This is a genomic window from Muricoccus vinaceus (assembly GCF_042433125.1).
GTDB lineage: Bacteria > Pseudomonadota > Alphaproteobacteria > Acetobacterales > Acetobacteraceae > Roseomonas > Roseomonas vinacea.
Map to the genome: position 1 here is coordinate 1 of NZ_JBHLVZ010000141.1, position 931 is coordinate 931.

At 67.7% G+C, this 931-nt stretch carries 1 protein-coding gene; it reads right to left on the bottom strand.

Annotated elements, in window-relative coordinates:
- On the bottom strand, positions 1-931 hold a 931-nt coding region (locus ACFFIC_RS30000; protein WP_377057282.1), incomplete at both ends, for an IS256 family transposase.

The following is a 931-nucleotide window of genomic DNA, read 5'->3' on the forward strand; positions in this document are numbered from 1 at the left end:
CGTTGGCCTCGAGCAGCACGGCACCGATCAGGCGGATGATGGAAGCCTCTGAGGGAAAGATGCCGACCACATCGGCGCGGCGCTTCACCTCCTTGTTCAGCCGCTCGAGCGGGTTCGTCGAGTGCAGCTTGGTCCGGTGCGGCGCTGGGAACGCCATGTAGGCGAGCACGTCATGCTCGCTGTCGTCCATGAGCTTGCCCAGCTTGGGCCAGCGTTCGCGGAGCTGGTCGGCGACATGGCGCCAGGTCTGCCGCGCGGCCTCCTGGTCGGCCTGGAGGAAGGCTTGGCGCAGCGCCGCCGAGGCCATGGACTGCTGGGCCTTGCCGACATGGGCCAGCGCGTTTCTCATCCAGTGGACGCGGCAGCGTTGCCATGTCGCGCCGAGGACGCGGGCGATCCCCGCCTTCAACCCCTCATGGGCATCGGAGACCACCAGCTTCACGCCCTTCAGGCCACGCTTCACCAGGCTCTTGAGGAAGGTCGCCCAGAACGTCTCGGCTTCCGACGGGCCGATGTGCAGGCCGACGATCTCGCGCCGCCCCTCGGTATCGCAGGCCACGGCGATTATGGCGGCGACCGAGACGATGCGGCCACCCTCGCGCTGACGGAGATAGGTGGCGTCCAGCCACAGGTAGGGCCACTCGCCCGACAGCGGCCGGTCAAGGAAGGCCGTGACCCGCTCGTCGATGTCCTTGCACAGCTTGGAAACAGTCGACTTCGAGATGCCCGACAGCCCCATGGCCTGCACGAGCTCGTCCACCCGTCGCGTGGAGACGCCGCCGATCCAGGCTTCCTGGATCACCGCCACCAGCGCCTTCTCGCTGGTCTTCCTGGGCTCGAGGAAGGGTGGGAAGTAGCTGCCTTGCCGGAGCTTGGGGATCCGGAGCTGCAGCGATCCCAGCCGGGTGTCCAGCGTGCGGTCGCGAAAGCC